Annotated in this window: 27 protein-coding genes and 1 pseudogene; 13 read left to right on the forward strand and 15 right to left on the reverse strand. The window is 59.2% G+C overall.

Features of this window, described 5'->3' with window-relative positions; all coding sequences use genetic code 11:
* On the forward strand, nt 1-220 hold a 220-nt coding region (locus AB4Y32_RS29145; RefSeq protein ID WP_368724641.1), incomplete at its 5' end, for a hypothetical protein.
* 95 nt (nt 221-315) lie between these two features.
* On the opposite strand, the gene AB4Y32_RS29150 is transcribed toward AB4Y32_RS29145, so the two are convergent.
* From AB4Y32_RS29150 to phaP, 3 genes are all read right to left on the reverse strand, one after another.
* Nucleotides 316-546: a hypothetical protein gene (locus tag AB4Y32_RS29150; protein ID WP_368724642.1), complete on the reverse strand. Its 231-nt coding sequence runs from the start codon at nt 544-546 to the stop codon at nt 316-318.
* A 163-nt stretch (nt 547-709) separates the two neighbouring features.
* Nucleotides 710-976 carry a DUF1488 family protein gene (locus tag AB4Y32_RS29155; protein WP_368724643.1) on the reverse strand — a complete coding sequence of 89 codons (267 nt, stop codon included), beginning with the start codon at nt 974-976 and terminating at the stop codon, nt 710-712.
* A gap of 304 nt (nt 977-1,280) precedes the next feature.
* Nucleotides 1,281-1,709: a TIGR01841 family phasin gene (phaP, locus tag AB4Y32_RS29160; RefSeq protein WP_368724644.1), complete on the reverse strand. Its 429-nt coding sequence runs from the start codon at nt 1,707-1,709 to the stop codon at nt 1,281-1,283.
* An 807-nt stretch (nt 1,710-2,516) separates the two neighbouring features.
* On the opposite strand from phaP, the gene AB4Y32_RS29165 reads away from it, so the two are divergent.
* Both AB4Y32_RS29165 and AB4Y32_RS29170 read left to right on the forward strand, forming a co-directional pair.
* Nucleotides 2,517-2,783, forward strand: a complete 267-nt coding sequence (locus AB4Y32_RS29165) for a hypothetical protein (protein ID WP_368724645.1) — start codon at nt 2,517-2,519, stop codon at nt 2,781-2,783.
* A gap of 114 nt (nt 2,784-2,897) precedes the next feature.
* Nucleotides 2,898-3,290, forward strand: coding sequence for a hypothetical protein (locus tag AB4Y32_RS29170; protein ID WP_368724646.1), 393 nt, complete (start codon nt 2,898-2,900; stop codon nt 3,288-3,290).
* Between the two features lie 554 nt (nt 3,291-3,844).
* On the opposite strand, the gene AB4Y32_RS29175 is transcribed toward AB4Y32_RS29170, so the two are convergent.
* From AB4Y32_RS29175 to AB4Y32_RS29185, 3 genes are all read right to left on the reverse strand, one after another.
* A complete protein-coding gene (locus tag AB4Y32_RS29175; protein WP_368724647.1) occupies nt 3,845-4,096 on the reverse strand; it encodes a hypothetical protein in 252 nt (83 codons plus the stop codon).
* Between the two features lie 444 nt (nt 4,097-4,540).
* A complete protein-coding gene (locus tag AB4Y32_RS29180; RefSeq protein ID WP_368724648.1) occupies nt 4,541-5,002 on the reverse strand; it encodes an SET domain-containing protein in 462 nt (153 codons plus the stop codon).
* Between the two features lie 333 nt (nt 5,003-5,335).
* Nucleotides 5,336-5,857: a hypothetical protein gene (locus AB4Y32_RS29185; RefSeq protein ID WP_368724649.1), complete on the reverse strand. Its 522-nt coding sequence runs from the start codon at nt 5,855-5,857 to the stop codon at nt 5,336-5,338.
* Between the two features lie 251 nt (nt 5,858-6,108).
* Between AB4Y32_RS29185 and AB4Y32_RS29190 the strand changes: the two genes are divergently transcribed.
* Nucleotides 6,109-6,525, forward strand: a complete 417-nt coding sequence (locus AB4Y32_RS29190; protein ID WP_368724650.1) for a hypothetical protein — start codon at nt 6,109-6,111, stop codon at nt 6,523-6,525.
* A 386-nt stretch (nt 6,526-6,911) separates the two neighbouring features.
* Here the strand turns inward: AB4Y32_RS29190 and AB4Y32_RS29195 are convergent.
* From AB4Y32_RS29195 to AB4Y32_RS29210, 4 genes are all read right to left on the reverse strand, one after another.
* Nucleotides 6,912-8,092, reverse strand: a protein-coding gene (locus AB4Y32_RS29195; RefSeq protein ID WP_368724651.1) for an IS3 family transposase whose coding sequence is annotated in 2 segments (ribosomal slippage) — nt 6,912-7,840 and nt 7,840-8,092 — 1,182 coding nt in all. Because the reading frame shifts where the segments join, the coding sequence is not laid out codon by codon here.
* 67 nt (nt 8,093-8,159) lie between these two features.
* Nucleotides 8,160-8,312, reverse strand: coding sequence for a type II toxin-antitoxin system prevent-host-death family antitoxin (locus AB4Y32_RS29200; protein WP_368724652.1), 153 nt, complete (start codon nt 8,310-8,312; stop codon nt 8,160-8,162).
* A gap of 142 nt (nt 8,313-8,454) precedes the next feature.
* A complete protein-coding gene (locus AB4Y32_RS29205) occupies nt 8,455-9,225 on the reverse strand; it encodes an inositol monophosphatase family protein (protein WP_368724653.1) in 771 nt (256 codons plus the stop codon).
* Nucleotides 9,226-9,754: 529 nt separating this feature from the next.
* Complete coding sequence (locus AB4Y32_RS29210) at nt 9,755-10,393, reverse strand: response regulator transcription factor (protein ID WP_368724654.1); 639 nt, start codon at nt 10,391-10,393, stop codon at nt 9,755-9,757.
* A gap of 520 nt (nt 10,394-10,913) precedes the next feature.
* Between AB4Y32_RS29210 and AB4Y32_RS29215 the strand changes: the two genes are divergently transcribed.
* Nucleotides 10,914-11,192, forward strand: coding sequence for a DUF2442 domain-containing protein (locus AB4Y32_RS29215; RefSeq protein WP_368724655.1), 279 nt, complete (start codon nt 10,914-10,916; stop codon nt 11,190-11,192).
* Between the two features lie 44 nt (nt 11,193-11,236).
* On the opposite strand, the gene AB4Y32_RS29220 is transcribed toward AB4Y32_RS29215, so the two are convergent.
* Together AB4Y32_RS29220 and AB4Y32_RS29225 are read right to left on the reverse strand one after the other, a co-directional pair.
* Nucleotides 11,237-12,937, reverse strand: coding sequence for a hybrid sensor histidine kinase/response regulator (locus AB4Y32_RS29220; RefSeq protein WP_368724656.1), 1,701 nt, complete (start codon nt 12,935-12,937; stop codon nt 11,237-11,239).
* Between the two features lie 232 nt (nt 12,938-13,169).
* A complete protein-coding gene (locus AB4Y32_RS29225; protein WP_368724657.1) occupies nt 13,170-13,880 on the reverse strand; it encodes a PleD family two-component system response regulator in 711 nt (236 codons plus the stop codon).
* Nucleotides 13,881-14,133: 253 nt separating this feature from the next.
* On the opposite strand from AB4Y32_RS29225, the gene AB4Y32_RS29230 reads away from it, so the two are divergent.
* The 5 genes and pseudogenes from AB4Y32_RS29230 to AB4Y32_RS29250 all read left to right on the forward strand — a co-directional run bounded on the left by AB4Y32_RS29230 (nt 14,134) and on the right by AB4Y32_RS29250 (nt 18,860).
* A complete protein-coding gene (locus AB4Y32_RS29230) occupies nt 14,134-14,553 on the forward strand; it encodes a PRC-barrel domain-containing protein (RefSeq protein ID WP_368724658.1) in 420 nt (139 codons plus the stop codon).
* A gap of 327 nt (nt 14,554-14,880) precedes the next feature.
* A complete protein-coding gene (locus tag AB4Y32_RS29235; RefSeq protein ID WP_368724659.1) occupies nt 14,881-15,324 on the forward strand; it encodes a hypothetical protein in 444 nt (147 codons plus the stop codon).
* A 572-nt stretch (nt 15,325-15,896) separates the two neighbouring features.
* Nucleotides 15,897-16,919 (forward strand): alcohol dehydrogenase catalytic domain-containing protein, encoded by a 1,023-nt coding sequence (locus tag AB4Y32_RS29240; protein WP_368724734.1) that lies wholly within the window; start codon nt 15,897-15,899, stop codon nt 16,917-16,919.
* 389 nt (nt 16,920-17,308) lie between these two features.
* A complete protein-coding gene (locus AB4Y32_RS29245) occupies nt 17,309-17,473 on the forward strand; it encodes a hypothetical protein (protein ID WP_368724735.1) in 165 nt (54 codons plus the stop codon).
* Between the two features lie 220 nt (nt 17,474-17,693).
* Nucleotides 17,694-18,860, forward strand: a pseudogene (locus AB4Y32_RS29250) (porin).
* Here the strand turns inward: AB4Y32_RS29250 and AB4Y32_RS29255 are convergent.
* From AB4Y32_RS29255 to AB4Y32_RS29265, 3 genes are read right to left on the reverse strand one after another with little or no spacing between them, the layout of a single operon-like run.
* Nucleotides 18,848-19,759, reverse strand: a complete 912-nt coding sequence (locus AB4Y32_RS29255; RefSeq protein ID WP_368724660.1) for a LysR substrate-binding domain-containing protein — start codon at nt 19,757-19,759, stop codon at nt 18,848-18,850. The pseudogene AB4Y32_RS29250 and the gene AB4Y32_RS29255 overlap by 13 nt on opposite strands.
* Entirely contained in the window at nt 19,740-19,910 is a 171-nt protein-coding gene (locus AB4Y32_RS29260) for a hypothetical protein (RefSeq protein ID WP_368724661.1), read from the reverse strand. Before AB4Y32_RS29260 ends, AB4Y32_RS29255 begins: the two co-directional genes overlap by 20 nt.
* Nucleotides 19,907-20,203: a LapA family protein gene (locus tag AB4Y32_RS29265; RefSeq protein ID WP_368724662.1), complete on the reverse strand. Its 297-nt coding sequence runs from the start codon at nt 20,201-20,203 to the stop codon at nt 19,907-19,909. Before AB4Y32_RS29265 ends, AB4Y32_RS29260 begins: the two co-directional genes overlap by 4 nt.
* Before the next feature lie 397 nt (nt 20,204-20,600).
* Here AB4Y32_RS29265 and AB4Y32_RS29270 point away from each other — a divergent pair, with 397 nt between their 5' ends.
* The 3 genes from AB4Y32_RS29270 to AB4Y32_RS29280 all read left to right on the forward strand — a co-directional run bounded on the left by AB4Y32_RS29270 (nt 20,601) and on the right by AB4Y32_RS29280 (nt 23,026).
* Nucleotides 20,601-22,148 carry a diguanylate cyclase gene (locus tag AB4Y32_RS29270; RefSeq protein ID WP_368724663.1) on the forward strand — a complete coding sequence of 516 codons (1,548 nt, stop codon included), beginning with the start codon at nt 20,601-20,603 and terminating at the stop codon, nt 22,146-22,148.
* A gap of 306 nt (nt 22,149-22,454) precedes the next feature.
* Nucleotides 22,455-22,691, forward strand: coding sequence for a type II toxin-antitoxin system ParD family antitoxin (locus AB4Y32_RS29275; RefSeq protein ID WP_368724664.1), 237 nt, complete (start codon nt 22,455-22,457; stop codon nt 22,689-22,691).
* On the forward strand, nt 22,688-23,026 hold the full coding sequence (locus AB4Y32_RS29280; protein WP_368724665.1) for a type II toxin-antitoxin system RelE/ParE family toxin: 339 nt from the start codon (nt 22,688-22,690) through the stop codon (nt 23,024-23,026). The genes AB4Y32_RS29275 and AB4Y32_RS29280 overlap by 4 nt, the downstream gene beginning before the upstream one ends.
* Nucleotides 23,027-23,400: the final 374 nt, after the last annotated feature.

The following is a 23,400-nucleotide window of genomic DNA, read 5'->3' on the forward strand; positions in this document are numbered from 1 at the left end:
AAAGCCCGCGCAGAACGCCTGCGGCGCGGTAAAACGAAGCGGAACGACCATCTTCATTGGTTATTCAGAAAGTTTACGCATGCTCAACCGCGCTCAGTCGCGTTTACACGGCTTGATCAGCATTGCCCTAAGGCGACCAGCTGTCAGGGCACCAGCACTGCAGAGGGCGGTGCTTGTATTGGTGGAAAGCTTTCGGCTTGAGGCTTGTTTCTCCGCATAGCGCGTTTGCGGTTTCTGCATGCCAGGCGGTATCCGTTTGGGCGGCCGGGCGTTCGCGCCGGGGCGAGCGGCCTTGTCCCGCCTCATGAGATGACCTTAGGTCGAGGAGGCGTCTCGTTTCGCAACCAACGCGTCGAAGGCTTCCCGCGCGTCTTTCAGTTCCTGCATGGCCGCGGCAAACCGCGCCAGTTCCAGCGTCGTAGGTGGTTCATTCGAGTCTCGTGCGTAGTGCGCTTCGAGGCGCAATGACGCCGCCTGTACCTCACGTGCAGCGCTTACTACGCGTTCAAGGGCGCGAGCTTCGCCAGAAGTGTTCTTAACGTTCATCGTCGTTTATGTGTCGAGCCCCGTTTCCGGGTCATCCCGTGCCATCGGCGCGCCCTTTGTTGCCCACACCCTGTCACCCGCAGCTCCGACTGGAAGAAGCGCCGCAAATTCGCGGCGGCGCATGGGGTAGGCGTGCGTTGTGCCGTCAGCGATGCATCACCTGTCAGCAAAAATCTGCAGCGGTCAATGCTATCGGTGCGCCCGGCGCCTTGAGCATTCTCCGTTCGGCAACGGCAACAATGCGCGGTTTCCCGTCGGCGAATGCTTTCAGCATCCGCCCGTTGTCCGCATTGGGTGGCAGCCAGAAGTGCTGTTCAAGTGCGGCACGGGCAATGGAACATTGCATCGACTGGTTACGGACTGACGCAACGAAAACTACCATTTTGCCGTCGGAAGAAACACACGGCTCCGCGGTGAGAACGTCGTCCATTGTCATATCCGCTCCAAGCTGCTCATCACAGAAGTTGCGCTAAAGCGTGAACGTCTGCGCACGCAGGTTGCCACTGCATAATGGGTCACGGGCCGTGCTCCGAGGAAGTCAAGACGGTTCTCCGCGCATGTATTTGCACACTCGTTGCCCAAAGGTGAACACGTCGTGTATGACGCACGACGCGCACCGGTTGCTGTTAAGCATCAGTCGACAATCGCAAAAATGCGGACAGGGCTCGCCCGCATGAATTGACCTTGGCAGATGACCACAAGACACTATTGCTTGATGGTTCTGTCCTTGTGGGCTAGCCCGGCGCCTTTGGGAATGACCACGCCGCAACAGCGGATTCGCTGCTGACCGGTGGGGTTTTCGCGGTGTTGTCAACGGAACTCTGTACCTTGTGCTGGTACTGCCTGGACTGCGCCTCGATGAATGTCACGAGTTCGCCCTGAGTCCCCGAGAGGATTTCGCACATGTGACGCCAGTACGCCTGTGCCTTTTCCGGGGCGGTTTGAGCCAGGCTTTTCTGTTGCGCTAGCAACGCGTGTGGCTCCCGGGATGACAAGCCCTTGACCAGGCTTTCCTGATTTTCTTCGAGAGTCGATTTGAGCGTCTGCACATTCAACTCGACGAGTTTCCGGGCGCCGTCAAGAGTCGTGGTTAGGAGACAAAATGTTGTGTCAACGGCGGCTCTCTGTGCGGCGCCAATGTATTCGGGGCGAAGATTGCTCATCACAAGCTCCATGTGGTGGGAATGTGCGACAGACTGCTAAGCCGAATGGTTCGCGGCAAGTCGCAGAGTGGATTCATTGGTGCAATGCAGCGAAATTCATTCTAGGGCCCAAGATGCGAATGTCAATCTTCTGTCCTTGAGGAGGGCCACGTGCGCACGCAATTAACCGCCCGCAGCCTTGTCGGAATTGGGAATCGGCCACCCACCAGGGGAAACCCCTGCGACACAACGTCACGCCGATGAAGACTACTCTGTTCAGATGTGTGCGTCGCAGCAGGAATTGCGAAAAGTCTCACTTTCTAAAGAAGCGTGCCCGCCATCGCGATGTGCGACGAAGTCGTTGAACGGTATGCTGAGAGTCGCATTCGCGATTGCGGGATCGCACGGCCCGACCAGCTGCGACGGACGACTTTGTCCCACACAGGGATGAAACGTGCCAATCAGCATATCCACGCGCAACGCGTGGATGGGTGCGTCACGGTCATTCCGACCTGGTCCATACAACCCGCGAAGATGGGTTGTTGCGGCTGGTTCAGCTCAACCTACGCATAGCGGCACCCAGGCGGCATGCTGATGGCAAGAGGTCCAATGCTTGCGGCTTGCGAATTTGTTACCGTGATATCGATTCCATTTTTGATGCGTTTTAATGCGAGTGGGAAGAAATTACTAAATCCTGACTTTAATCGCGAGCATACCGTTATATTTCACGGCAACGCGATTGCATTGAGTCTCTCAATTGTGTACGTTTTAAGCAAGAGGCGCTAAGCGTCCCGTAGGAACAAGTACTAAGAGATTCCGAGGGCAAAGATGAATCCAATTGTCGAGCGTGACATCATGCATATCGGCCGAGTTATGCGTGCGACTGTTGTCCAGTGTGCTCGGGAGATTATGCTTATTGACTATTGGCGTAATCGGCTGAACACCCGCATTGAAACGGCTCGCCTGACGGAATATCAACTCAATACGTTGCAAGAGCTGATGTACGAGCTCAATGAAATTGAGCGACGAACAAATAGGAAAAGCCCGCAGCCGATTGGACTTCTTGAGTCGCATAACGTGGTCGAATCGTTATAGGCCAAGTCTGCAAGCGCATCTTAAAGAATCAATTAAGTGGTTGCCTGAAGACAGGTTGTTGTTCACGTGATTGCGGCGAGCTTTCCATTATCGTTAAGGAGTGCAGATAAAACTATGAGCCAACTGAAATTGGACCTTCGGGCGAGAGCTGAGTTGCTCGCCTTCCTGGTTGAGTCTCAACTTCTGACAAGGCTCGTTAGTGGCGACTGGCTCACTATCGGGAACGTCGTCGAATTGGAACGAATCTGGCTGGCCGCAAATGGGGGCGACGCTGACTGGTTTGAGCGCGTGTCAATCTCAAGCTGGTCGCAGACGCTTGCTGAACGCGTCGAGGTGAATTTGCCGGTGGTGCTCGGCGTCGAGTCAGTCGCGGCTTCTGAAAATCCCCGACTCGACTTTCGCGCTACGTTTGTGCGGGCGGTTTATGACATGTGCCTGGACCATCTCGTGGAGATGGGCTGGTTCATGAATGGCAGACTGCGCTCACGCGACGGCGAAGCACCGTAAGAAAGGTCATCTAATGCTTGCTTGCGGGGCGCCGGAGGAGGAAGAGGGGTAGAAGTCCTCTTCTGCGTCGGGCATCCACTATCCGGCAAGCTACGAGCGCTGCAGCGGTCTGCATCAAGGCATCCAGGTTTGCCGGTTTGCTGAAAATTGCGCTTCGCGTGAGTGAATTGTCGCGCGGTGGTTCGCGCCACAACCCGCCGATTGGTCTGTGTGGTGCGGCGGGGTCAGCCGGTACTCGCTCTGGTTGAGGTGGTTATCGATGGAGCAAATTTTTGTTTCCCGGGCCAGCGCGATTCAACGACTTCTCGAGAGAAGGCAGGACCTCATGTCCGAGGTCGAATACAACCCGTCCCTTGCGTACTTTATTGTGGATGTCGAGCAGCTTCTGCTTGACGTCAGAGCTGGCCGACTGAATGTGTTTCAGTTCACCGACGCCACGGGGCAGATATGTCGCATTTTCATTCTTTAGATGCGGCGCGCGAGCATAGGCCTCGATTCGCTCTCGCGAGAGAGCAACCGAGGATAGCCCTCGGAGGCGACGCATCGCATTGCTGCTACGCGGCCAAACGCTCCAAAGTCATCTCCGGGAACGTCGTAGCGGGGGGAAACACCCTCCAGCAGCCGTCGCTGTGGCGAAAGAAGAAGAGTGCGAATTGCTCGCCGTCGTGCGTAGTCTCAACGCACACATAGCGCCTTCCACCCGAGACCGTACGGCCAAATGCGGTGATTCTTGCGGTCTTGGAAGGGTTGAAACCAAGCCATTTTTCCACTACGAGACGTAAGGATTGCCCTTCGGTATTGGTCATCTCATCCTCTCGGTCCTGTGAGAGGGCGCACCCACGTGCACGGCGCCCGTTACCCATGTTCACGCAACCGGCATGACAGTGCGCTCGCCGCTCAATACGTGCGCAATGTACGAACGGGTTCGGCGATTTCGCCGCTTGTATCGCAAAAAAGTCAGTGGTCGATTTGTCGATTGGCCCACCTGCTTGCCGCTGTGAAGGCACGAAGCGGGCGCGATTGCAAACCATCCATAGCATGGGCGATGGCCAGTTCGAGGTCGGCGGAAGCAGCTCCAGTACGGTCGCCCTGATATCCGGCATGTCGTGGGGGGCCACCGCCCGGGTCATGGTTGAGGGCGGTGGTGTTTCCCGCGGCACAAAATACATGGCCGGCTTTTCACACGAACACAAGACGGTCCTCAGTAACCGTCGCAGACGGTCTTCGACCCGCTTCGCGCCATGCAACGATTATCGTTGTCGCGGTGGGCGTTTCAGTACGCGGACTTCAGGCGGCTTGAAACCGTTCGGCAGCGAGCATGGTGCCGCGGCAGTTGGGCGAGCCGCAGTGGCACCGATCAGGTCTCGAACTTCGTCTGTTCGTGGTCCCTCGACGACGAGTCCGTAATCAATCGTCAGTTCTTCACCGCGTTTGACATCTCTCAGCGTGTAAATAAATACGCGTCCGTCGGAGACGTACGCCTTGCAGTTCGGTTCACAACTGTGATTCATCCAGCGGACGGTGCTGCCTCCGCGAGCTCCGTCAATAACCGTCCCATCACCTGTATCAAGCAGGAACGTGTGTCCAGGGGTCTTGCCGTAACGGGAGGCACCTTGCACGACATCTTGCCAGGAGACGCGTGTGCCCTTGTACTCCGAAATCAGCTCTGCTCGACCGATATTCTGATTCGCAAAGACACCCTGTCCATGCACGGACGAAGGTTGCAGATGAATCTGGAAACTGGGGATTTATCAGGCCGCATGTATCAACTAATGACTCGGGTCACAACCGTTACCAGTCTTCCGAGCCAGGTATTGAGGACAAGGGCGTCGCGCCGCAGTCATTCGTGTCGTGGCTCACAGCGCTCGGTGGCAGGGTGAAGCAGCACTAGCGAAATGTTCAGGACATTTGCCTGGCTGCATGGCTGTGCGCCGTCAGGCCCAGTACTACTACAGGCTCCCCCATTCGCGTTATCCAGGCCGGCCGGATGATGACGCGCAGTAGGCCCGACATTGGTCGTACGTCCCGTATGGTTCAGTAGCGCTTCATGACGTCGAACCCGGCTGAGGCCGCGGCCAGCCCTTTTTCTCGTCGGGCGCATCCCACTCAGCGGACGGTTCTGACTCGACCGACGCTTCAACGGGACTTGCGTCGTTAGCGGCGGCGGGCGCCAGTTCGACCGAAGCGCTGCTTTCCATCTCGGGAAGTCCCGTTCCAAACCAGCCGACCTTGGTCTGCATATGTGCGACATGCACCTTCCAGCCGCCAGAATTGCCATCAAAAAGATCATGCTGGATGGTCGACGCAAGCGCGTTGCGGTTGAGCTCCGTCTCGAGCAGTTCCTTTGGCCACAGGAAGAATGCGCTGGCGACGCGTGCACCGATCTCGGCCACCGTCATTCTCGGGTCCAGCGCCCGGAGGAACTCGAACTCCTGCAGCGATTCCTGCGACCTTGCAAGCCGCGTCACCGGTGCATCCGGTCGGCCTGTCCTGGCCAAACAGGTCGATGCTTCGAGCATGTCCCCGAGGTGAAGCAGCAGCTCGCGTCTGTCAAACCGGTCGTCCATCGCAGCACCTCCGTCCGTTGCGTCCACGGTCGATGATACTCGCGCCTTTGATGCAAGCATGCGGGAAGATGTTTTCAAGCAGGCGCCTGGCCGTGGTCAGCAGATACGTGGTGAACGTCATCGACGTTCAGGTCCGATTGGACTAGCAGGTGGTGCTCGAGGACTGAGCCGGGAAGCCGTCGGCGAACTTCCGTATAGGCTGTCAGTGTGTATTATGGACCGCATAGCCCCTGACCTTGCGGAGAGACGCTGTGGACGTATCGTTCCTCATCGACCCGATTCACAAAACCGTCACCAGCGTGCAGGACGGCTACGCCCGTGCTGGTGAACTTATCGGCACGGAGCTGACCGATACCGCGACACTGTGGGGTGAACCTGCCGACTCGGATACATCGGTCCAGGTCATCGTCGCAGACGACAGCCTGGCAAACAACACTATTTCGCGAGGATTCTTCAAGGTCACGCTTGAACTCGAGAGTGTAAGAATGGAGCGGGTATTTGCGGGAAAAGCAGTACTCAATGCGTACGGCAGTCCGCGTCCCGACATCAAGGAGCAAGTCAAAACGCTCAAGGCGATGCGCGAGCGCATCAGCTTCGTCAGCGCGGAAGAAGCGTTTCAGTGGTTTGAGGAAAACACTGGCGGCTCACCGTTTTCACCGGAAGACTGAAGCGTGCTTGCGGTCGGGAACCTGGCCGCAGAAAAGGTTGCGAGCCGAGCGCCGCAACAGCATGTCGCGCGTCGTACGCTTATCTGTGACAGCACCGTCGCCTATCATTGACAGGCGTTCCCCAAGTTCACCCCGCTCAACGCGAGGGTTTTGCCGATTTCACGACGGGCATCGCGCTTGATAAAACGTGGTGTCAATGGACAAACAGAAACAAGCCGCGCAGAAGCTTATCAATTGACTGTGCGCAATTGTCCGAGGACCGAATCGATTTCGGCGCGATTCAGCGCCAGGACATCAGCGTGTTCAGAGACGAGTTTCTCGAGCAGGCTAACTGCACGATGAAGATATGAGCTTCCCTCGGTTTTTCGCCTTCCAGAGGCCCGGGGTTATGCGGCCGTATCCTTTGTCCGCTGAGCCGCAAGCCAGTCTTGCATGAACTGAGTTGGCGACGTGAAGCCGAGCGATGAATGACGACGACTGCGGTTATAAAACACTTCGATGTATTCGAACAAGTCCGCAATGGCTTCGCGATGCGTGCGATACCTCGTGCCGTGTACCCGCTCGTTCTTCAGGCTGTTGAAGAAGCTTTCCGTCGGCGCGTTGTCCCAGCAATTCCCTTTGCGACTCATCGAGCAGCGCATCCCGTAGGTAGCCAGCTTGCGCTGGAATTCATGGCTCGCGTATTGACTGCCTCTGTCCGAGTGGTGCAGCGCGCCGGGCGCAGGCCGGCGCCGGAACCATGCCATCGTCAACGCATCGGTTACGAGGTCCGCAGTCATACGCGGCTTGACCGACCAGCCCACGACCTCCCGATTGAACAGGTCCAGCGTGACCGCCAGATACAGCCAGCCTTCGTCGGTCCAGATGTACGTGATGTCCGAGGTAAACACCTGGTTGGGCTCGACCGCCGTGAAGTTACGGTTCAACACGTTCGGTGCGACCGGTAGCTTGTGTCGAGAATCGGTTGTCACCCGATAACGGCGCTTGTGGCGAGCTCGGATACCGTTGGCGCTCATCAGCCGCTCCACCCGTGCTTTGCTGGCCGGAAAGCCGCGAGAGCGCACCTCGTCGGTCATGCGCGGCGAACCGTAGGCACCTTTGAACTTGGCATGAATCGTTCGAATCAACGTGAGCAACTGGGCATCGGTGAGCCGCTGTCGCTCGGGTGTGCCGCCGCGCTTCCACGCGCGGTAGCCATTGACGCTTACACCAAGGACCTCGCACAGCGCCGACAGCGGATAGTGTCGGCACTGCGTGTCAATCCAGGCGAACTTCACAGGAGGTCCTTCGCGAAGAACGCCGCCGCTTTTTTTGCGATTTCCAGCTCCATCTGCAAGCGCTTGTTCTCCGCCCGCAGACGCGAAAGCTCCATCTGTTCCGCTGTGACGACCTTCGCCCCGGGACCATTGAGCTTGCCGGCTTCCGACGCTTTGAGCCAGTTACGCAGCGTCTGCATCGACATGCCCAGTTCGCGGGCCACAGCGCTTACGCTTTGCCCGTCCCTGACTCGTTGCACGGCCGCTTTCTTGAACTCTGCCGTGTACACCTGGTGCGGTACCTTGAACATCTCTTCTTTCCTTCCTTTGGGTCGAGTTTATACGCGACCTGCTGGAAGGCGAAATTTCAGGGGAAGCTCAATACTCGCACGAACGCACGTCTTGCAGTGCCGCCTTCGGGACACCGTTGTCTGTGATGACTATGACGCTGTTACTGCCGTGCACGGCCGCGACGAGTTCATCAGCATGAGCTCGCAGATATGCGAGCGAAAATGCATTTTTCTTTATCATCTCGTCTCCCGCCGGCACCGCAGCGATGCATGTGCATGTCTAACGGCACGCGAGGGTGAAACTTAAACTGTCACGGCAGGATTCGTCGGAATACCTGACGCAGATGTCGTTGTGGCTGTTGGCTCGTGCAGTGAGGTTTCGGCTAGGCGTGTCCAAGGACTCGCAGCGCTTCGGCATGTAGTTCTGAGGTCGCAGCCGCGATGATTGTGCCATCGAAACGTTCGTTAACCGGATGACCGGACCATGTCGTCACAACGCCGCCCGCGCCGCGAACGACAGGAATTAGCGCGGCTACATCGTAAATTTCTAGGCCGGCTTCTGCAACGAGGTCGACGTGGCCGGAGGCTAACAGGGCATAACCGTAGCAGTCGGTTCCGAACCGGGAGATTCGGACTGTGCGCCGCGACAGAATTGAAAAGGCTTCTGACGCCTCGCCAACGAAAATCTCTGGGTCCGTTGTGCAAAGTCGCGCGTCGCCCAAATGCGTACACCGACTGACCTTGCACGGCACCCAGTTAAGAACGGTGTGATTGCCGTACCCTATCCAGCGCTCATGCAGTGCCGGGACTTCAATCATGCCGTAAGCAGGAAGTCGGTTTTCCAGTACTGCTACAAGCGTCCCGAATAGCGGGAGGCCCGCTACGAAGCTTTTCGTGCCGTCGATGGGGTCAATCACCCAGGTGATGCCCTCGCCAATCTCTCCGCCTTCCTCTTCTCCTACGAGGTCATGCAATGGATACCGCGACAGGATGAGTTCTCGCAGTCGCCGTTCAATCTCGCGGTCTGCTACCGTGACGGGAGTGTCGTCGGACTTTGTTGCAATGTGGAACCTGGTCCGGAAGTGCTTCAACGCGAGGATTCGCGCTTCGTCTCCGAGTGATTCAAGAAAGCTGCAGGTGTCCATTGGTGACATGTTCCTACTCCCCGATGCCGTCAGTGCTGCAGCACCGCAGCAACACGCCGTGCCGATGCGGCAAGCACGACCTGAGCGTCGCCCCGTCGCGCCGCCCCTGTCCCTGGAAACTGGAACAACGTTGGCTGTCGCATAAACTACTGACATTCGGCGTCAGGAGGGCGCAAATGAATCTGGACGACGAAATGCGCGACCTCCGGCAGGCAGACGTTGCCAGTTCGGCTGCGCACTCTCGAATCGGCCGCCAGCTCGAATTGCTGCAGGCGCTTGAGAGGGACGGGCACATACGGGGTTGGCCGAAAAGCTGCTCGCGGAAATGCAGAATACGCTCCAGGTGATGATTGAATATCGCGCGACAATTGCCGCAGCTATCGACAGCATAAAGTCCAAGAAGCTCTAGCTGTTTACGTGGCGGTGTTCGCGTTTCGGCAAGACCTCGGTCCAGTAATGTCGACCGCGCCACCAATCGGGTACACGTGCATCACGAATGCAGAAGGCTGCCTGCGACCCCGCCTCGCGCCGAGTGGGGCTAGGTGAGCGATGACATTCCTGAATGAGATGCGCGCTCCAGTTCGACGAGCGTTGCGACGCTGACGCGCAGGCAGTCGTAGAGTTGCTCCGCGAGCTCCGAATTAACGCTGCTGCTGTGAAGCCCGTGCAAGCGCTTCTCCTGAGCCTGGACCAGTTCGATGCCTCGTTGGATGCGGCGCTCGCGCGCGGAGGTGCTCCGAGCGCGCTCTTTTTCGCCTCGAATCGCGAACGGTACGCCGCCCCGCTGTCCTTCGGCACTCGCCGTCGCGGCCAGAGGACTATCCGATGCCCACACTTCGTTTGCGGTGAGGCAGCTAGGGAGCCCGTCAAGCACCGCCAGCAGTTCCGGCGGGGCAAACGGTTTTCGCAGCATGGCCGCGACAGGGATTGTCGGAACAGCCGCACGCGCGGACATGAGCACCACTGGCACTCGCTCAAATGCGGGTATCGCCCTGATTCGACGGGTCATTTCCATGCCGTCCATCAACGGCATTGTCACGTCGGAAACGATGACCTGCGGATGGCTGTCATGCGCGAGGCGCAAGGCTTCGCGTCCGTTCGGCGCAACGACTACTTCGTGGCCTGAGGCGTCGAGCGCAGCTCTGAGTGCTTCCCGCAAGTTGGTATCGTCGTCCACCAGTAGTATGCGAGTCATACAAGTCCGTCGGAACACGATGAATGTTTCCTGCAATGTCTGTTCCAGGGCATGTTCGCGTGTGGGTGGGTGCTGCTGTGAAACGCGTGCACAGCGTAGCCCTGTACTTTTTGCGCTAATGGCAAAAGATTCGTGCTTGCGTTGGCCTGGTTTGTTCTGGTCAGCGCTGCACGAGAGGAATGAGAAGTGCAGATGGGGTAGATGAACGCAACAAGGGCACAGTTCCGTGATTACTTAAAATGTTTAAGGCCGACCAACGTCCGACGTTCCCGTGGTGATGCCGGTGGCCGCCGTCGTGCAGGACTGTTGCCGGGCCCTTCTTTTGGAAGCCGGTGAGCATCGCGCGCCACGCGTTGTTGCGTCAATGGAGAACTGGGCCGGAAGCAAGTCGTCGGCAACGTCGGTCCGCCGGGAGCGGTTTCACGAGATGCCCGGAAAAGGCGGCAATTGCCATTCTGCCCAATATCGCCTGTGATTTTCCCTTCTGCGTCGGGAGGCAGCCATGCATGCCCAAGCGATTGACGTGCACTTTGACAGTTCGAATGTGTTTCTGCACTTTGCCGATGGCCGCGCTGTCGGGTTTCCACTCGACTGGTTTCCACTTCTGCAGGTTGCCAGCGACAGGGACAGGGCCAACTTCGCAATTTCACTCGACCATCAACAACTCTTCTGGCCCGAGCTTGACGAAGACATGAATGTCACGGCTCTGCTCTCGTTGCCCGCTACGTGGCAACCCTGGCCCGCGAGCTTTGCCGGCTCGGTCAAATGCGAAGACGCATAGCGATGGATTGTGGGCCCGGCTGTATCGACCGGACCAGGCCGGCGTCACGCGCGCAGCACTTCACCCAGGTCCTCAAGCGACGGCGGCTTGACGAGATAGCAGTCGAATTCGTCCGCGCCGCGTTCGGGTGTCGTCGCAGCATATCCGGTGAGCGCGACGAGGCGGGTCGAGGCGCACTGTGTTCGCTGCCGCAGCAGACGCGCAAGCTCGTGACCGTCCATGCCGGGCATGTTGATGTCAATCAGTGCGACGTCCGGCGTGAAGGACTCGACCAGAGACAGGGCTTCCGCTCCACTCTGTGCACGCTTCACCTCGTGACCGTCCAGCGTCAGCAGTATCGCCAGCGCTTCCGTCGCATCGGGAATGTCGTCGACGAGCAGGATGCGGGCAGGCGGTATCCCGTGGGTGGTGGGCGCCGCGTGCGCAATCTGACTCCGACAGACAATGGGCAGGCGCACGGTGACTTCCGTGCCTTTGCCTTCGCCTTCGCTGTAGATGGCAATCTCGCCCCGGTGCGCATTGACAAGGTAGTGGACCACAGACAGTCCCACGCCAAGGCCGCCTTCTGCGCGCATGCGGACGCCCGGAGCCTGTGTGAACAGGTCGAAGACGTGTGGCAGCAGGTCATGGGCGATGCCCATGCCACTGTCGCGAATGGTGATGACGGCTTCCCGTGGCGTCGAGTCATGCTCGGGAATCGTGCCGGGGTCGGGCGCTTCAACGTGCAGCGTGATTTCGCCACCGGATGGCGTGTATTTGACTGCGTTCCCCAACAGGTTCGTGAAGACCTGCGCCAGTCGGCCTGCGTCAGCAAATACTGTCAGTGGATACGGCGGCTGCTCCACCCGGAACCGATGCTGGCGCTTTTCGGCTTCCTCCCGGACAGTGCCGACTGCATCCTTAATGATGTCGCCGAGCAGGCCGTAGGCGCGATGAACACCGAGCTTGCCGGTCCTGATGCGCGAGGCGTCCAGCAGGTCGCTCACGATACGCTTCAGTTGTCCCACCTGACGGTTGGCAACGGCGAGAGCCGATAGCACAGCAGGACTGTCGGCAGCCAGCTTTTGCGCAGCAGCGAGTGCACTGTCGACGGGAGCGAGCGGACCACGCAGTTCATGACCCAGCATCGCGATGAAATTGTCCTTGTTGGCCTCCTCTGCGGCGAGGGCGCGCCGTGCCGCCTCGGCTTCTGCGGCGCGTGCTTCGGCGGCGGCGTTCGCCTGCCTGATGCTGAGTGCTGCGCACGTAAAGTTCGCAAGGCTCGTCAGGATTCGGCGATGTTCGTTATCAAAGTGATGTGCTTCGTCATGCGACATCACCCATAGTGCGCCCCACGGCTCGGGTACGCCGGGAACCGGCACGACAAGTTCTTCAGTAATCTCCGGCTCGATATCGGCCATGCAAGCGAACTGGCGCTTCGGGAAAGCGAACAGTTGCGGCGCGTCGAATTCGAGTACCACCCCCGCAGGGCTCGCACCGGATGGAATGACGTGGTCCACATAGGCTGCGCACCGTCCGGATACGGCGACCCAGCGAAACGAGGAAGGTTGCGTAGCATCGCGGTCCCGCAAGCTGATGCCAGCGCTGCCGGCGTTGCATAGCGCCAGAGTCGTGTCGACGAGCGTCTGGAGCATGACCGCATCCGACGCACTGAGCGCTTTGGCCAACGTATGCAACGCGTCGTTCTCAGCCGCATAGTCGGGGGCACGGTGCGGCCGTGTGTCGAGTTTCCCGGTGGCAAGCATCTGCGTGCGCCGCGCGTCGCTCGCAGCACCAGAATGTGACAGCCTCGGCATGCCGTCCTCTACGGGGAGCCAGTTCACATCACATTCTAGTTCGGCAATTCTGACCGGACTATGGAAAACGGATATGCGGCGATGCAATATCGGCTATGTGCGGCGAATATTCCGCCCATCGCTCATCGCCTGCAGCACGCGGGCCCTGCCTTCGGCCGCGAGCCAGCCGATGTACAGACCGCTAAGAGGAATGGCCGGGACTGCGTTTTCGTCCAGACTCACTGACCTGTGAATCGCCGCGTCCACCGGTAGCTTGCGACGTGGCAGAAAACAATATCGGCGCCGCCGTCGCCATCATTTCGAGTCTGACCAGCGCGGCAACGCACGCGACAAGCACCTCATATGACTGTTCTGCGAGGCTGACGTCAGTACCCGAGTTCCGGAGCAGGTCAACGCGCGCTGCCTGTTCATGAACAAGCTCCAGTCCACGACGGACACGTGCCGCGCAGGCTTCAGCGCTGGCGGATATCTGCGGTCCGGGAAACAATGCCTGAGCGGGATGATGCTCTGGCTCGCGATACAGAGCTTCTATGGGCGTGTCGCCGAGGTGTGCCGTGACCTGAGACACGAATTCGAGTAATACCGCTGGGTCGAATGGCTTCTTGAGAATGTGCTCCACGGGAACGCTGGCCTCGGTATCGACGCCGGACATCAGGATAATCGGGACGCAGGAAAGTCGCGGGATGGCTTTCAACATGCGAACCAGGTCCGTTCCTTCCAGAGCCGGCATGTGAATATCGGAGACGATGACCTGCGGAATATCCATGAGAGCTGCGCCCAATGCCTCGAGCCCGTCATTTGCGACCGTCACGTCGTATCCCTCAGCTGTCATGAGCGCTACGAGAGCCTCCCGCAGATTTGCGTCGTCGTCGACTAAAAGCACGCGGCTCATCACTGCGTTCTCCCCCTATGAGTAATACGTACGAGCATCCAGCATTCCCATAGCCGACTTCAGTCTCACTAGGGCAGTCATTCCTGTGCCGGTGCGCCCCAACAGGCGTCCACGGCCCCACGAGGGATGTGTCGACTTCTCCCGATGGTTACAGGTGCACCGGTCATCGTTTTGGTCTGAAGACGCTGCTTGCACTCAAGCGGGCGCGACCATTGCTGTGGTGCTAGTAGCTCGCCGATTCAAGGGGGGACGTATGAGACCTCTCAATCATGGGAACGGGTCTCGTATTGATGAAAGCCGCGACAAAATCGTCGGTGACATAGACCGACAGGTGCCTGCCGTCATGCCGACGTCGGCGTTCGCGGGCATGAGAGTGATTTCTGTCGACGGCAACGACGTCGGAAGGGTGTTGGAAATCATGGCGGATATGCGCGACGGTCGAATTGTCTATGTGGTGCTGGCCGAAGGAGAATTCCTGGGCACAGGACTCACACTCCGTGCTATTCCGTGGAGCGCATTAACTCTTGATATCGCCAATGAGTGTTTCCATCTCGACATGAGTGCCCAACAAATCAAGGACGCACCGGCATTCGATGGCGACAATTGGCCGTCGATGGCGGATGCTGCGTGGGGCCAGCGGATGCACAAATACTACAATCGACCGCCTTATTAACGGCAGAAGCGCACCTGGAACGCTCTCGAAGTCCGCGCACCGTCGTTAGCTGGAGGCAACGATGTAATCCGATACCTACCTGTGAAATACCACATCAAGCTGTCTTCACGAGAGGGTTCGGAACCGGCGTTCTGCATCAGGTCGGGGCAGCCATCCTTCGTATGATGAAGCTGGCCTGCATCGACGGTCGAAGCGGCTGGCGATGGCGGCACACCTACCCGCTGTTATGCCACTTCGCTAGAATTACTAAGTAAGTTTTCTTGCCGTGTAAGTGCTATGCATTCGGGGACGACGGGTACGCTAATAGGAGGGGCAGGTGACACTCCTGTGCTCCTCGGTACGGTTCCGATGCCGGCACCGGCATCGACGGACCCGTTTGTCATTGCTGACGAGGGTCGTGCCATCCTCGTCTATCGTATTACCTCGTCCGAACTGAGCCGGTACGGTCATTTCGTTCAGAAAGAAGAGCCTTTCTGCGTCGTGCGGTTCGATGGCGCCGTCTTCCAAAGCCTCGGTCCACCCAACGACGAGGAGTTGGTTCAGCACGTCCTGTATGCAAAAGGCTTGCGTCCCTACGGCGCGTACGAGGTCCTGGCATCGAGCCTCGTTGTCGAGTGGTGGCCAAACATTGCGCCGGCGATTGCGCTGCGCCATTTCATCTTCACCTTCGAAGACAGTAGTTTCGAATGCGTCGCAAGCAGTTGCCAATTTGCCGGCATCTTTGCGGTGGCTGACATTGCACGAAGCGAGGCTTTTTTGCGGTTGCGATGAAGGCTGACCGCTCTGGTCGGATTCAGCGACGTAATGCCCGAGTGAAATCTGAGCGCCGGGTCGACAACCGTCGAATACGTGCATTGGGGAGGCATTTCCTTGTCCTTCAGAAGTGCTCGCATCCCTGAGTGCACGGGCAGCGCGTGTAACCCTTGCGTGATGTATCGCGCGACGTTCTTATCCCGGGTTTTGGGGTTCAGATAGTTTTCTGCTTTCATGTTTTCTCTATCGGCAGCATCGACGTCATCAAATCCACTGTGCCTTTTGCTCATAGGTCCAATTATTCATCTGGCCGCGCGGCATGCCTCCCCCGGCATCCGTGTGGATAACAGCTATAGGCTGATTGCATAACAGCCCGTAGCGGCCGTGCTGTAACCTAGCCTCCCAACAGCCTTGCTCTGCACATATCTGTCTGCGTGCAAGGGCTTGTAAGAGAGAAAACGGTTCGCTTAAACGTTGATTACTTAATGGAGACAAGCATGAAGACGATGCGTGCCGCACGATTGCACGAAGTGTGAGCAGCGTTCCAGGTCGATGAAATCCCGGTTCCCGAGCCGCGTGCGACCGATGTACTGGTTCGGGTCAAGGCGTGCGGCGTAGTGCCCAACCTGCACAACGTGGTAGCCCATTACCCCAAGTGGTTTCCGTTTGTGCCGCTGCCGAAGCTCCCCGCCATCTACGGTCTTGATGCGGCCGGCGTCGTTGAAAAGGTGGGCAGCCTTGTCCATGGCATCAAGCCGGGCGACCGTGTCTACGTGAATCCCGGCCTGTCATGCGGTAGCTGTCCGGCATGCCGTCGGCGCGACAACACGAACTGTCCCGCTTATACCTTCCAAGGCTATTTCGGCTTCGGGCCGGGTTCCCAACAAATCTACGAGGACTACCCCTACGGCGGTTTCAGCGAGTTCATGACCGCCCCGGCGGCCAATCTCGTCAAGCTTCCCGACTCGATTTCATTCGAACACGGCGCCCGCTTCGGATACATCGGCACGACCTACGCCGGTCTCAGGAAAGCTGGTCTGGAGGCGTCGCAGACGCTGATTATCGACGGCGCCACGGGCACCTTGGGCTTGGGTGGCACCCTGTGCGCCCTGGCAATGGGGGCGAGGACAATCTTCGCAACTGGCCGAAACAAGGAACTGCTCGCGCAACTCAAGGACCTTGACCCGGCGCGCATCCATCCGATTGTCCTTGGGGAACGGAGCGTGCGCGACGTCGTCATGGAGGCAACAGAAGGCTACGGCGTGGATGTCGTTCTCCAGGCGCTCGGTCCGGGAGCCCCGGTGTCGAACGTTCTGGACTCTTTCTCGGCGCTTCGTCGCGGGGGCAAGGCTGTCTCGGTGGGCGGTGTCTCGGACCCGATTCCGCTCGAACCTTTCCCGCTCATGTGCCAGCAGAAGTCGTTCATCGGCTCGCTGTGGTTCACGCCCGCAGAAGGCGAAAATATGGCAGCTATGGCCGACTCCGGCGCGCTCGACCTTTCCGTGTTCGAGCACGAAGTCTTCCCGCTGGAAAAAATCAATGAGGCACTCGACGCTGTCAACCATCGCCATGGTGGTTTCACGAATGTCGTGATTAACCCGTCGCAAGTCTGAGCGGGAGGGCGTCATGGTAAGGCGAATTGTCACGGCGATTGACGGCGACGGTGCTTCCACCTTTCTGAGCGATGGCTCGTCGCCGTGGTGCGCGAAGTTCGAATCCATTCTCGGCCTTGATGTCACCATGTTGTGGGCGACTGACGGAGGCACGGCTGCAGACTTCGAGTTTTCCGACAAGGGACCGTGGCCCACGTCATGGGTTCCGGGTCCGGGCGGCAGCCGGCTGCTGGTCGTCACGTTCCCGCCGGATAGCGTGATGCTCAGCGAGCAGTTCGACGGGATGGCGGCGCACCGCGAACAGATTGAAAAGCTGCCCGGGCTTGCCGAGACATTTGAGGCCGAGAGTCCGGGTATGCACACCACACCGACGCTGGACTACGGGCGTGGTGCTTACCGGTCACCTCACGCTCGAACTGGACAACGGAAAGACCAAAGAGCTGCAGGCTCACGATATTGTGATACAGCGAGGCACCCGGCACGCGTGGCGCAATCCATCGGCAGCTCCCGCGACCGTTCTATTCGTGTTGGTCGGGTCGGCGTCATCTAGCTGACTCCCGGAAACGGACGTACCCCATTGAACACAGTTGTTTCTCTGGGGCGTCGTTGCCTGTCATGCAGTGCCTCATCGCATTGAGCGTGTGACGAGGCGCTCGACCTCCGAATTCAAACATCCTGCCCGACCGCTGTTGCGGCGTCGGCATGGCGCGTTGTTTGCCATCGATTTCTGAGAGTGCTCCTGTGAATAAAAAGATTCTCGCAATCGCCATTGCGATGCTTCCGCTGCAATCACACGCGCTGAGTTCCGTGACGCTGTTCGGTCTGCTCGACAACGGCGTCACGTACGTCAGTAATTCGGGCGGACATTCGCTCATACAGATGGCGTCCGGCATTCAGGCGCCGAACCTGCCCGGGATTCGCGTCATCGAAGACCTGGGCGGTGGATTTCAAACGCTGGCTGTGATGGATTCGCAGCCGGACCTGAACAGCGGCACGGCTCGAGGAGGTGCATTCACGGGCCGCGAATCCTACGTCGGTATCGCGTCGCCCTATGGCACCCTGACGCTGGGTCGGCAATTCGACTATATGTTCGACAACCTGTCCATTGCGCGATGGGCCCATCAAATTCCGTATGTCAGCCTGTAGCAGTTCCCGGGTGGACCCTTTGCCAAACTCGGAGCGCCGCTGGGCACCTTCGATTACACGCGGATAGCGGGCGGAGCAGCCACGCCGAACACGGTGAAGTTCACCTCGAAGCACTATGATGGGTTCAGTTTCGGTGCGATGTATGGCTTCAGCAACATCGCGGGCCAGACCGGAAGCAACAACCTGACGAGTTTCGGCGCTTCCTACGACAATGGCCCCCTTCGTCTGGATGCGGCATATACGTATTCGAAAGAAGATGGCATCGACAATGGTCACTCCGGGATTCGCAACTGGGGCACGGGTGGTCGATATGATTTCGGCAGGTTCGCGCTTGATGTCCTCTACACGAACACGAGAAACACGTTCACCGGCGCGCATGTGGACAGTTATGAAATTGGCGGCCTCTATACGTTCGCGCCCGACCTCTTTCTCTACGCGAACTACATCTATGCAAAGGGCAACGACCAGCTCACCAACAATCATTCGAATCAGGGTGGCATCACGCTCGACTACCTCCTGTCCAAGCGCACAGACGTGTATGTCAATGCCATCTACCAGCGCGCCAGCGGTGGTGCAGATGCCTTCGCATCCGTGAATGGCACGTTCGCGACATCATCGGGTGCGAATCAGACGGTCCTGCGCCTCGGGTTGCGAACCCTGTTCGAGAGAGACGCGGCGGCCTTAATGATGCAACCGTGTGGTGCGTGTATGAACAGGCGCGCCACACCTCTACCGTGCGGATTCAGTTTGACCTGTCGTTTCATGCCGCCTGACATCCACGCCTACGCCTCTTGAAGCAGCTCGAATGCGGCAGCCTTTGCCGTTTTGCTCAGTCGTTCCGCTCCAAGCCATTTTCCGCGAGCCAGGATTTCATCCACGAGCTTGTACACCAGTTTCTGCCCTTCGCGCACGGCCGGTGAATGCGACCTGGCGGTGTTCTCACAGAGCGCCCAGGTCATGTACATGCCGCGAACGGGGCTCCACGCGACCTCCTTTTCCCAGCGAGGATGGTCGCTCACCGCACAGCACGGCGTCACGGTGTCGCACACGCCCTGACGAGCCAACTCAATCGAAAGATTCATCGCGTCGATTTCGAAGATTGGCTTGAACTGGAAGCCCTTTCGTTCGAGTGAATTTTCAATCTGTGTGCGGATGACATTCGGCTTGCCAGGTAGTGCCAACTTCAGGTTGTCCAGGCGTGAGAGCGGCACAGGCCGGTCTGACTGCAGCTGCGCCCCTTTCTGCGAAACGAGGATGAGCGGTTCACGCACAAGAGGCGTATGTACATACCCTTGTGGCGGTGACCCTTCGAACGGGACTATCGCGAGGTCCAGCATTCCGGAGTGCATGACTTCACGGAGCTCATGACTGGCGCCTTCATGGACTCGCAACGACACGCCCGGGAATTCTTCAACAAGCTTCGGGATGTATTTCGACGTGAACATGTGCTGCCAGGACGGCGCGACACCAATGGACAACTGGCCCGCAGCCCGGTCGCCGACTTCATCGACGAGCTTGTTGAGTTGCCGGAGTATGGGACGGGCACGTTCCAGCAACAAAGTGCCGCCATCGGTCAGCGTCACGCCACCCTGAGTCCGGGTGAATACCGACGCTTCGCCGACATCCTCGCGGATGCCCACGCACGGCTCGGGGCCGATGTGGTTCGCTATTCCTTCATCGTAGTGGACTTTCACGACGATGGGCGCGAAGCGACTCGAATTCCGCGCGGCATACATCGCTAAACTTGCCGAGGATGTCGATCGAGCCATCCGCGAGCATCTCGCGCAGTTCGAGAAAGGACTTGTCTGGCGCGAGGTAGGTGTCGACGATTTTGCGTCCGATCAAGTCGGCTTCATCTGCGACTTCACGCGATGACTGAACCCGCATGGGCTGATCTTCGCGTAGAGGCTGCCGAGCGCTGGGAGATCCGGCTCGTTGTGTTGCAGCGCGTTGATATAGCACTTCGTCGCTTCTTCGATGAAATCCCTGTAGAGCTCCTGCCGCCGGATGCGGTCGTGCGCCCGCCACTCCGCGCGAACCTGGGTGCGTTGGGTCAGCCACGAGGCAAGAACCGATGTCAGGCCGCCGATCACGGCGCCGACAAGTGCAGCCAGGGCAGAGACGACTGATGCGTTCACGGACCATCCTCTTATTGCCGATCGCGCTCATCTTACTAGCGTCCGTGCGTGCGCTTTTAAGATTTGTATGCTGGTTCAGTGAGCCAAGGTGGGCGAACCGATCGGTGTGGTCGCCTCCCGGTTGGTCATCTCCTAGGCCGGCGGCAAGGAAGTCTGCTACCGCCTGCTCCTTTCCCGGCCTGGCCGGCGCGCCGATTCAACGACACTCTCCGGCGGCTGCGGTCGAGCATGCCATTGACCGTCGCGCTCCCCGAATGGGCCCGATATCCAGGAACCTGGTCGCCGGCCGCACCGACAATTTTTTGGTACATTGCCGACCGGGCCCGCAGCCATTGAAGGACAGGCCGGCACTGAAGCCAGACGGGCTGCCCGGCTGGACCATCAATGTCGTCGACGCATGGCCCGGTTTCTGTCAAAAAACATCAAGAAGGCAAAGCGCGTGATTCCGGTCCGCTTCCTCTCTGGCCGCCTGCTGGCACACCTTGGTTCACCCCATGCGGTGATTGGCGGCGCTCTGGTGATCGCGTTCGCCATGCTGACAGTGTGTGCGGTGCTCCTGTATGACGGGCGGCAGGACGCCCTCGAGCACGCCCTCGACGCGTCACGCAATACGCTGTTAGTCATCGAGCGGGACATCCTGCGCAACGTTGAACTCTATGACCTGTCGCTGCAGGCCGTTGTCGATGGCGTCGGACAGCCAGAGGTGATGGCACTGCCGGCGCGGTTACGCAATGCGCTACTGTTCGACCGCGCCACCACCGCGAAGGATCTCGGTTCCATGCTGGTCCTGGACGCGGCCGGAAACGTGCTGATCGATTCCCGTTCCGAGGTGCCGTCCCACGTGAATCTGGCCGACCGGCGCTATTTCACGGTGCATCGGGACAACCCGGCCGCGGGTCTCTATGTCAGTGCCCCGCTGGTGTCGCGGATCCGCAAGGGCGACCCGATCATCGTGTTAAGCCGGCGCATCAACAATCCGGACGGTTCCTTTCGGGGCGTGGCGGTCGGCACCCTTAAGCTCGAATACTTCCGCAGGCTGCAGTCGGGGCTGACGCTCGGGCCCCACGGCACGATGGCGCTGATCCATACGGACGGGCACCTGATCATGCGCGCACCCTACAACCCGCAGGTCATCGGGCGAGACCTGACGGGCACCGGACCGTTCTCGAAAATGATGACCCAGCCCGAGGGCTCGTTTGCAGACCGGGCCTCCATTGATGGCATCCGCCGCGTCTATGAATTCCGCCACCTGCCGGGCCTTCCCCTGATTGTCGAGGTCGCACCGGCCGAACCGGACATCTACGCCGCCTGGCGGGAGCGGGCAATCCGGCTCGGCACGCTCATGGCAGCGTTTGCCCTGAGCTTTGTCGGCCTGTCCGTGCTGCTCGCCTCGTCACTGTCGCGCAGGGCGAAAGCCGAACTGATGCTGACGATGCTCTCGCGTACCGACAGCCTGACCGGCCTGAACAACCGTCGCGCGCTCGACGAGTTGCTGGATGGTGAATGGCGCCGGGCCAGGCGCCTGGGCGAGTCGCTGTCGATCCTCTTTGTCGATATCGATCACTTCAAGCTCTACAACGATACCTATGGTCACCAGGCGGGGGACGACGCGCTCGCCACGGTGGCCCGTTGCATTTCCGAAAACATCCGGCGCCCGGGTGACAGCGCGGCCCGCTATGGCGGTGAGGAATTCGTGATTGTGCTGCCGCATACGGACGCAGCGGGCGCGCTGGCGATCGCCGAAGCGATCCGCAAGGCCGTGGCGCGACTGGGTATTGAACATGCGCCAGCCGCCCTGGGGCATATTACGGTGAGTATTGGTGCCGCGACCTGGCAGGGGCAGGTCGCCGATACTGTCGCATCAGTCATCCGGGCCGCCGACGACGCGCTGTACAGCGCGAAGGCCGGCGGGCGGAACAAGACCTTCGGCACAGTTCTCGCCTGACGTCAGGGCCGCAACATGGTCCGACACGTCAGCGCCATATGGATAGTTGACGCCCGGGTCGCACCTGACGGCGATTTCTTCCTATCACATGACACTTTGGTGAAGTTGTGCACAGAAAAAGTGGAAGAGCCTGTGGATGATCTGTCCGAGAACGCCTGCAAACGTTTGATTGCACGCGGATTTGCAGCGAGCGTCACGACATGACAACGGACGCCCTCCATACGGACGCTGCACGTGCGATTCAATACACCGGAAGGCCTACCGGCGGTTTGGCAAAATTTGCCAAAGAGTGATAGAGTGGTTTGCATGAGCACGATGAACATTTCCCTGCCGGATTCGTTGAAGGACTACGTCGACGAACAGGTCGGCGAGGGCGGCTACGGCACGAGCAGCGAGTACGTCCGCGAACTGATCCGGAAGGACCAGGATCGCAAGCGTCTGCGCGCGATGATCTTGCAGGGCGCGACGTCTGGCCTCGCAGCCCCTATCGACTCTGACTACTTCGAATCGTTGCGCGCCCGCGTGCGTACTTCTCGCAAATGACGGCTAAGCCCGTCATCCCGACACGGCTGGCCAGGCAGGACGTAGAGGACGAGGTGACGCACTACCTCGTGGACGAAGGCTCGGAACAGGCAGCGCTCGGGTTCATCGCGGAGATCGAGCAGGCATACGCACGTCTTTCCAGGCACCCCAACATCGGGTCTCCCCGTTACGCGTATGAGCTGGACATACCGGGCCTGCGGTCGTGGCCGCTTGATCGCTATCCGCACCTGATCTTCTACATTGAGCGCGAGGCTCATGTCGAAATCTGGCGCGTGCTCAACGGCACGCGTGATATTCCGGCTTGGCTTGAGAGCAATGACGGTGAAATTCATTGACACCTTTCTGTGCACGGCACCAGGCCCGCGAGCGGCCTTCACTGGCATCGCGGGTTTTTTCATTTGAACCACAGCGAAGCTAAGGAAATTCGGACCGCCTGACCGACGACGAGACCATCCGGCATTACCTCGATCAGACCTTCGAAGCGGGCGATCCGCCGGCGTGCCAGTTGGCGCTCAGCGACGGTTGCCCGAGCTTAAGGCGTGAAGGAAATCACGCGCAGCGCCGGAATGACGCGCGAGGCTCTCGAGCGGGCTCGGTCTCCTATTACACCGTCGCCTTTTGGCGGGAATTCTCGGATCGGCATTGTACATATGGCGCAGTCGGCGAGTGCGTACAGTCGGCTAGCAGCGGTCGTACCTATGCCAAAGGG

It is taken from the genome of Paraburkholderia phymatum (assembly GCF_040965635.1).
Taxonomy (GTDB): Bacteria; Pseudomonadota; Gammaproteobacteria; order Burkholderiales; family Burkholderiaceae; genus Paraburkholderia; species Paraburkholderia phymatum_B.